We start from the raw sequence: 8,882 nt of genomic DNA on the forward strand, positions 1-8,882 counted from the left end.
TTGCACCCGATGCTTTTTTCTTTTGATTATATCTAAAAGGGCCACTAAATGAAATTTAAAATTTCATTTAGTGGCCCTTTTTTTATAGGGTTATGTCACAACCCCTTTTTTGTTGCGGTAAATGATTATGAAACAACACTTAATAAAGTGGTTGCTTCGGGAAAAGTTTTCCGAATTAATGTGTTCAAGCTATACATTTTTCTTTCGCCATGTAGGCTGAGACGGACATATAAATAACCTCGTCCGTGCATACTTGCTCTAAGTGAGCGTTCATTTCGTTTATGACCACGGTGGTCAACCGTTGATAGCCGGTAGACTTCACCAGCACTGTTCATTCCGTAGTGGCCTTCAAAGCCCGGAATTGCTCGCAAATTTTCCATATCAAAACGCTCCATCTTGTATTCAATTTGGTAGAATCTTATCCCAAAGCTTGTTTGGTAAGTCAACTATACCATTAAAATACGAACGTTTCAAATTTTAAAACTGTAATAGTTTGTAAAAGAAATATTAAAATGTAAAGAATACGTTTATTTATTGCAAATAATTCGTATTTTGTTCTTTTCAAAATCTTCGATGGTGATAATCATTTTGTTTAAACGGGCTTCCTCAGTGCTAAGGACCGTTACATAGTAGCTGGCCAAGTGATTTTGGACGGTTTCAAAATGGTCTTTCACGGTTAATTCTAATTCAGTTGGTTCACCAGGCACAAAGTTTAAGTGTTCTTGTTCGAGGACTAAGTATTTGTTTTCGTTAGTTTCTTCAAAGGCGGGGACATCAAAGACTTCGTGGAAAAAACGAAAGGCCCGTGCGGGATTGCTGACGGGAATGGAATGGGTACTAATTTTTTTTGGTTTCATGGGAACTCCTTGTAAAAATAATCTAAAACTAGTATAGCATTGAAAATATTAAAATGGCGCGAAGATTGTGTTCAGATAACTTGCTTATTAAGGAAGTTTCGGTAGAATGAAAGACAAATTGAAAAAAGAGGTATCAAGCATGACGCGCTATCAAGCAATCGAAATCACGAATATGATTATGATTGAAAATCAAGACACGGGTGAAATTCTAGTTGAAGATCGCCAAAATCCTAAATGGCCGGGGGTGACTTTTCCTGGTGGGCACGTTGAAGCTAATGAAACGGTGGTTGAATCAGCGATTCGTGAAGTTCGCGAAGAAACCGGTTTAGCAATTACTCAACCGCAATTAGTCGGCATCAAGGAATGGCCATTAGCCGATGGGGCTCGCTATGTGGTCTTTTTATTTAAAGCGACTAATTATAGTGGTGAAATTACGGCTTCCAAAGAAGGGAATATTTTTTGGACAACCCGTGATCAACTTAATAATTACGTGTTACCAAAAACTTTTAAAGAAATGCTACCGGTTTTTGATAATCCCGATATTTCCGCATTAGCCCTCAAAAATCGAAATGAACAAGGGCAATGGGAAACCATTTGGCAGTAAAATTTACTATTTTTTAGTAACTAAGTTATGTTTTTCTAACAAAAGAAGCGTAAAATACTAATATCATAAAAAAAGTGAGGAAATCTTGTGGAAATTTTGATTAGACATGGTAAGAAATATCGCTTTGATATTTTAATGGCGTTTATTTCCGTTACCATTATGGCGTTGTCAATGTTATGGCAACCAAAGCTATTACAAAAAGTATTAGAGGCAATCATCAAGAACAACACTCATGAAATTGATAAGTTAGGCTTAGAACTCATCATTATCGCGGTGGTTGGTTTAATTGGTGGGGCTGTTAATACGATATTTGCGGCTAAAGTTGCTCAAGGCGTGGCTGCGGATGTGCGGGAAGAAGTTTATCGTAAAATCCAAAGCTTTTCATTTGAAAACATTGAAAAGTTTGCCGCTAGTAATTTAGTTGTTCGTTTAACTAATGACATCAATCAAGTCCAAAACTTAATGATGATGTTTTTACAAACGTTAATGCGCATTCCAATTATCTTTGTCGGGGCCTTTATTTTGGCGATTATTACCTTGCCTAAATTATGGTGGATCATTATTGTGATGATTGTCTTAATTGTGGCGGTTGCTGGGTTATCATTTGGTCGGATGGGCCGTAACTTTGGTAAGATGCAAAAATCAATTGACCATGTTAACACTTTAGCTAAAGAAAATTTAGGTGGCGTTCGGGTGGTTAAATCATTTGTCCAAGAAGATAATGAAATTAAGCGCTTTACTAAGGTTTCTGATGACATGCGGGATTTAAATATTGTCATTGGGAACTGGTTTTCTGTAATCGTACCGGCGTTTATGTTAATTGCTAACCTCACAATTACTGGAGCAATTTACTTTGTCGGTAAAATGGTTGATACCGATCCAACGGCTTTAGCAGCGGTTACGTCATACATTAACTACTTGGCCCAAATTATGATGGCCATTATTATCGGTGGGATGATGATGACCTTTGCTTCACGGGGGATGGTTTCATTAGGGCGTTTAAATGAAATTTTGAAAACTGAAAACACTTTAACGTATGAAGCAACACCTGAAAAAGATATTACGGGGAATGTTGAGTTCCAAAATGTTTCCTTTACTTACCCAGGGGATGAAAACCCAACGCTAAAAGATATTTCATTTACGGCCCAAGCTGGGCAAATGATTGGAATCGTTGGAGCCACTGGTTCAGGTAAATCAACCTTAGCGCAATTAATTCCACGTTTGTTTGATCCGACTGAAGGCCAAGTGTTAATTGATGGGACTGATTTAAAGCACGTCAATGAAAAATCATTACGTAAAGCAGTCTCATTCGTGTTACAACGGGCGACACTATTTTCAGGAACCATTGCTGATAATTTACGCCAAGGTAAGCGTGACGCCACCCTTGCTGATATGCAACGCGCTGCTGATATTGCACAAGCATCTGAATTTATCGAAAAACTTGATAAAAAATATGATGCACCGGTGGAAGAGCGTTCAGCGAACTTCTCTGGTGGTCAAAAGCAACGGCTTTCAATTGCACGCGGGGTTATTGGCTCACCTAAAATTTTGATTTTAGATGATTCTACGTCGGCTTTGGATGCTAAATCTGAAAAGCTCGTTAAGGAAGCCCTTGATCGTGAGTTGGCAGATTCAACCTTATTTGTGATTGCTGAAAAAATTTCTTCAGTGATTAATGCGGATAAGATTATTGTGTTGGATGAAGGCCGAATTGTTGGTGAAGGTACACACCAAGAATTAGTAGCTACTAATAAGGCTTACCAAGAAATCTACCAAACCCAAAAGGCATTGGAGGTTTAAGATGCAAGAATTTAAACAGGGCACTAAATTTTTCGTGCAATACTTGAAGCAATACAAATTAGGAATGGCTTTTGTCTTTGTCTTAACAATTGTCTCAACCTATTTACAAGTTAAAGCACCAATTTTTATGGGGAACGCGATTACTGATTTAGCAAAGTATGTTGAATTACGCTTAAATCCAATGACCCATAACTTAGCTTCAAAAGCTGATTTTCACCACGCATTGATGTTGATGTTAATGTTCTTTCTTTTCAATGCGGTGGCAATGTTCATCTCAAGTTTAGTTATTTCACGCATCACCGGTTACTCAACGAATGCGATGCGGGTGGGGTTATTCCAAAAACTCCAAAAAATGACGATTAAGTACTTTGATTCACACAAAGATGGGGAAATCCTTTCACGGTTTACGTCTGATTTGGATAACATCTTTAATGCGATGAACCAAGGTTTATTCCAATTATTCTCAAATATTACGTTGATGATTGGGATTTTAATTATGATGTTTCGGGAAAGTGCCGAATTGGCCTGGGTAACCGTTGCTAGTACACCAATTGCAATCTTGAGTGCTTTTTTCATGATTCGCAAAGCCCGGTACTATGTTGATTTACAACAGGATGAAGTCGGTCGTTTGAACGGTTACATCAATGAACAAATTACTGGGGAACGGGTTATTATCACGAATGGTTTGCAAAAGGAATCCGTGGATAATTTCTTAGACCACAATGAACGCGTGCGTAAAGCAACGTTTACCGGCCAAGTTTATTCAGGAATGTTATTCCCATTAATGCAAGGGATGTCATTAATTAATACGGCGGTAGTGATTTTCTTTGGTTCATACTTAGCCTTACATGGTGATATGAGCCGGGCGACGGCCTTGGGATTAGTAGTTATTTTTGTGCAATACTCACAACAATACTACCAACCAATTACGCAATTAACTTCAATGTACAATATGTTACAACTAGCTTTAACTGGGGCCCGCCGGATTAATGAAGTGATGGTTGAACCAAATGAAATTAATCCGACTGATGGTAAGCATATTGATAACCTTAAAAAGCAGATTATCTTAGATGATGTTCATTTTGGATATGATGCTGATCGAGAAATTTTACATGGAATTTCAATTGAAGTTGATAAGGGCCAAATGGTGGCTTTGGTCGGCCCAACTGGTTCTGGTAAGACAACGGTTATGAACTTGCTTAACCGGTTTTACGATGTGACGGGTGGTTCCGTTAAGTTTGATGGCGTGGATGTGCGTGAAATGGATATTGATTCATTACGTAATCACGTCGGTATCGTGTTGCAAGATTCAGTGCTCTTTAGTGGGACGATTCGCGATAACATTATTTTTGGTAAACCAGATGCCACGGATGATGAAATGCATGCAGCGGCTGAAGAAGCCAATATCCATGACTTTATTATGAGTTTGGAAGATGGTTACGATACTAAAGTTACCGATGAAAATTCAGTCTTCTCAACTGGTCAAAAGCAATTAATTTCAATTGCCCGGACAATTTTAACCAATCCCGACTTATTGATTTTGGATGAAGCAACTTCTAATGTTGATACGGTTACAGAAGCTCGCATTCAAAAAGCGATGGATAATGTGATTAAAGGACGGACAAGTTTTGTGATTGCCCACCGCTTGAAAACAATTTTAAATGCGGACAAAATCGTGGTTCTTAAAGATGGTAATATCATCGAAGAAGGTAATCACCACGAGTTATTAGCCGAAAATGGGTTCTACGCGGAATTGTACAATAACCAAATGGTTTTTGAGTAATTTAGAATATCTACTAAATAAAAACCGCTGGCCAAATGGCCGGCGGTTTTTATTGTGTTAGGATAGATTTTTTAGGTAGGAAAACCCCATAAAACAGGCGGACGCGTTATAATATGGTTAGCAATAAGTAGGGGATTGTTAGGGGACAATTACTTACTAATCTAAACATGTTAATAAATTGATTGTATAATTCATGGGGGTAGAAAATGCATAAATATCAAAAAATTTTAGTTGGGGTTGATGGTTCACCACAAGCCCACGCGGCACTTGATCGGGCTATTGAATTGGCCAAACAAAATGATGCGGCCTTAATTATTGCCAGTGTCTTAAATTCAGATAAGTATGTCGGTTTGGGGATGGCCTTAGGAGCTAACTATATTAATAAAGCGGCTGAAGTTGATTTACTTGGTCGGTTACAAGATAGCGGTAGTGTCTTAGTGAATCAAGCTAAGTCGGCTGGCATTACCGATGTTACGCTAGAAATCACAGAAGGTAATTCTAAAACGGCCTTGGCCGAAGATTTGGTTACTAAATACGCTGCTGATTTAGTCGTCATTGGTGCGACGGGGACGAATGTGGTTGAACGGGTTTTGATTGGTTCAAATGCGCATTTTATCGTGCAACATGCTAAAGTCGATGTCTTAGTTGTCCGCTAATAAAATAAAAAAAGGATGCCGTGGCATCCTTTTTTTATTGGCGAACTTTTGCTAATTCATCATCAATCATTTTAAGCACAATTGCTTGGTTTTCAGGTAATTCTAAATCGTATTTTTGTAAATCAATTTTGATTTTTGGTGAAACATCATATTCCTCAAACCATTGTTTATAAGCAGTCCACATTTTGAAGTAGTAATCACGAAGTTCATCGTTGTTATCAAATTGTTCATAGTCACGACCACGTTTTCGAATCCGGTAAAGAATCGTTTCAAAATCCGTTTCGGCATAAACTAATAAATCCGGTGCTTTCTTGGGTAGTTGTTGTAATTCGGCCATCATGTTATCTAATAAGGCGAGGTAAACATCTAATTCAGTATCAGAAATATTACCTTCTTTATTATTTTCTTTAGTGAAGAGGGCATCTTCATAGATTGACCGATCAAGAACATTGTTATTGTCAGCTAGGGCAGATTTAATCATGCCAAATCGTTTATTTAAAAAATAAATTTGTAAAAGGAATGCATATTGTTTGGGGTTTGCGTAAAAAAGTGGGAGTACGGGATTTTCTCCCACGGGTTCGAAAAATGCTTGTGTGTCAAGATGGTCTGCAATGAGGCCTGTTAATGTTGTTTTACCGACACCAATCATACCAGCTGTAATAATCACCATAATGTCCTTCCTTGTCTAAAAATTTCATAATTCATTGTAGCTGAAAACCCGTTGCACTACAAATGTAATATAATATTTGCAATGTAGAATTAATTAACTCAGCTTTGATGTTTCTAACTTAGGCTTGCTTATATAGTTAAAAAGCGTAAAATTGCCTTGGTATTGATATTATTTAGCATTAATATAAGTGCAGCTCTAAATTGTTTCTTAAGGAGAACTTTTATAATGTGGCGTTATCTAAAACGACTGATTATCGGGAAGCCGCTGAAAACTTTAGAAGAAGGTAACCAATCCTTGTCAAAGTTTAAAGCACTAGCCTTGTTATCATCAGATGCGTTGTCATCCGTTGCTTACGGGACTGAACAAATTACGGCCGTACTTTTGGCCGTTTCGGCATCAGCAATGTGGTTTCAATTACCAGTAGCGTTATTGGTGTTAATTTTACTTGCCGCCATTACGTTATCTTACCGGATGATTATTCATGCTTATCCAGGTGGGGGTGGCGCCTATATGGTCGCCTCAACTAACTGGGGCCGTAACTTAGGCTTGGTCGCCGGGGGCTCGCTGTTAGTTGATTATATGTTAACCGTGGCGGTGTCGGTGACAGCCGGAACGGAAGCTATTACATCGGCTATTCCAGCATTACAAGGACAAACCGTTCCAATTTCAATTGTAATTGTTATTTTGGTGATGTGTTTGAATCTACGTGGGGTTCGTGAATCAGCATCTTTCTTGATGGTACCGGTTTATTCATTTGTAGTGATGATTTCCTTGATGATTATCATCGGGTTTTACAACATTGTTACGGGCCAAGTTGAATTTTCAGCGCCCCTTGCGGTTGGTCATTCCTTTGCGGGGATGAGCATTGTGTTGTTCTTGCGGGCATTTTCAAGTGGATCATCTTCATTAACTGGGGTTGAAGCCATTAGTAATGCCGTACCCAACTTTAAAGATCCCAAGCCTAAGAATGCCGCCGCAACTTTGGCCATTATGGCAACGATTTTAGGATTCTTCTTTGCCGGCATTACCTTCTTGTCATATTGGTATGGTATTCGGCCGAATGGACACGTGACCGTTTTAGCCCAAATTGGGATTAAAACATTTGGTCATGGGATTTTCTTCTATCTGTTACAATTATCAACAGCCATGATTTTAGCAGTGGCTGCTAACACGGGATTCTCAGCTTTCCCAATGTTGGCCTACAACTTGGCTAAAGATAAATTCATGCCACACATGTACATGGATAAAGGTGATCGGTTAGGTTACTCAAACGGGATTGTTTCATTAGCAGTTGGAGCGATTATTTTGATTGCTATCTTTAATGGACAAACGGATAAGTTAATTCCATTGTATGCCGTTGGGGTGTTTGTACCATTTACGTTAAGTCAATCAGGGATGATTATTCACTGGTATCGTGAACGTGGTCGTGGTTGGATTGCCAAATCGGTCGTTAATGCGATTGGGGCGATTATTTCAGGGGTATTAGTATTAATTCTGTTTGGTTTACATTTTACGAATGTTTGGCCATACTTAATTATTATGCCAGCCTTGATTTACATGTTCTTAAAAATTAATCGCCACTATCGAAATGTGGCACGGCAATTACGGTTAGTTTCAGAACAACCAATTCAACGGGTTAACTATTCAGGTTCAACCGTAATTGTGCTGGTATCAAATGTTACCCGTGTTACAGCTGGAGCCATTGATTATGCACGTTCGATTGGGGACTACGTAGTAGCGATGCACGTTTCTTTTGATACTAATCCTAATAAAGAACATCGAACTGCTGCTGAATTTAAAGCCGAATTCCCAGATGTGCGCTATGTCGATATTCATTCATCATATCGATCAATTACGGCACCAACTTTACGCTTTGTGGATGTGATTGCTAAGAAAGCTAAAGAACGGAATCATTCAACAACAATTATCGTACCGCAATTTACACCGAAGAAAGGTTGGCAAAATATTTTGCATAACCAAACAAGTTTCCGTTTACGGACGGTGTTAAATACACGCGATGACGTGACAATCTCAACTTACTACTATCACTTAAAAGAGTAGTTAGCTGTTAATTAATATAGTTAAGTAAAGCCGCAAGAGTTGCTCTTGCGGCTTTTTTATGAGTATTCCATAGATTATTTAGCAAAAATGAATTTAATTTAAAAAAGGGGTTGCGTTAAGGTGCTAATCGCGGTATTATATTTAAGCTGTCTCGAACAAGTAACAAACATCAAAATTTGATTTCAAATTGATTTCAAAAAGGTGTTGACATTATCGCAGACATCCAGTAATATAAATAGTTGTTGTTACGACATATCAACTTGTTAACAACGACGTAGATCTTTGAAAACTGAATAAAGTTTTGACAATCAAATGTGTAAGTACTTTGAAATTAAATTTTAGAGTTAAACAAATTTGCGAATGTCAATTTCGCTAGTAAATTATGCTTCAAGCGTCTCCCCGACGTTTGAAGCGGATAACAAATGAGTCAACAGACATCATTTTTAAAATG

Annotated in this window: 8 protein-coding genes; 5 read left to right on the top strand and 3 right to left on the bottom strand. The window is 38.2% G+C overall.

Features of this window, described 5'->3' with window-relative positions; all coding sequences use genetic code 11:
* Nucleotides 1–125 precede the first annotated feature (125 nt).
* Together LQZ76_RS09650 and LQZ76_RS09655 are read right to left on the bottom strand one after the other, a co-directional pair.
* Nucleotides 126–380 carry a hypothetical protein gene (locus LQZ76_RS09650; RefSeq protein ID WP_230099505.1) on the bottom strand — a complete coding sequence of 85 codons (255 nt, stop codon included), beginning with the start codon at nt 378–380 and terminating at the stop codon, nt 126–128.
* A 147-nt stretch (nt 381–527) separates the two neighbouring features.
* Nucleotides 528–857: a VOC family protein gene (locus LQZ76_RS09655; protein WP_230099506.1), complete on the bottom strand. Its 330-nt coding sequence runs from the start codon at nt 855–857 to the stop codon at nt 528–530.
* A gap of 139 nt (nt 858–996) precedes the next feature.
* On the opposite strand from LQZ76_RS09655, the gene LQZ76_RS09660 reads away from it, so the two are divergent.
* From LQZ76_RS09660 to LQZ76_RS09675, 4 genes are all read left to right on the top strand, one after another.
* The gene (locus LQZ76_RS09660; RefSeq protein WP_230099512.1) at nt 997–1,461 is read left to right on the top strand and encodes an 8-oxo-dGTP diphosphatase; all 465 of its coding nucleotides are present in this window, start codon (nt 997–999) and stop codon (nt 1,459–1,461) included.
* An 87-nt stretch (nt 1,462–1,548) separates the two neighbouring features.
* Nucleotides 1,549–3,261, top strand: coding sequence for an ABC transporter ATP-binding protein (locus tag LQZ76_RS09665; RefSeq protein ID WP_230099507.1), 1,713 nt, complete (start codon nt 1,549–1,551; stop codon nt 3,259–3,261).
* Nucleotide 3,262: 1 nt separating this feature from the next.
* Nucleotides 3,263–5,044 (top strand): ABC transporter ATP-binding protein, encoded by a 1,782-nt coding sequence (locus LQZ76_RS09670; protein WP_230099508.1) that lies wholly within the window; start codon nt 3,263–3,265, stop codon nt 5,042–5,044.
* A gap of 206 nt (nt 5,045–5,250) precedes the next feature.
* Complete coding sequence (locus tag LQZ76_RS09675; protein ID WP_230099509.1) at nt 5,251–5,700, top strand: universal stress protein; 450 nt, start codon at nt 5,251–5,253, stop codon at nt 5,698–5,700.
* Nucleotides 5,701–5,734: 34 nt separating this feature from the next.
* Here LQZ76_RS09675 and LQZ76_RS09680 read toward each other — a convergent pair whose 3' ends face one another.
* Nucleotides 5,735–6,370 (bottom strand): deoxynucleoside kinase, encoded by a 636-nt coding sequence (locus LQZ76_RS09680; RefSeq protein WP_230099510.1) that lies wholly within the window; start codon nt 6,368–6,370, stop codon nt 5,735–5,737.
* Nucleotides 6,371–6,595: 225 nt separating this feature from the next.
* Between LQZ76_RS09680 and LQZ76_RS09685 the strand changes: the two genes are divergently transcribed.
* Nucleotides 6,596–8,431: an APC family permease gene (locus LQZ76_RS09685; RefSeq protein WP_230099511.1), complete on the top strand. Its 1,836-nt coding sequence runs from the start codon at nt 6,596–6,598 to the stop codon at nt 8,429–8,431.
* Nucleotides 8,432–8,882: the final 451 nt, after the last annotated feature.

This window comes from Periweissella ghanensis, from assembly GCF_918814755.1.
Taxonomy (GTDB): domain Bacteria; phylum Bacillota; class Bacilli; order Lactobacillales; family Lactobacillaceae; genus Periweissella; species Periweissella ghanensis.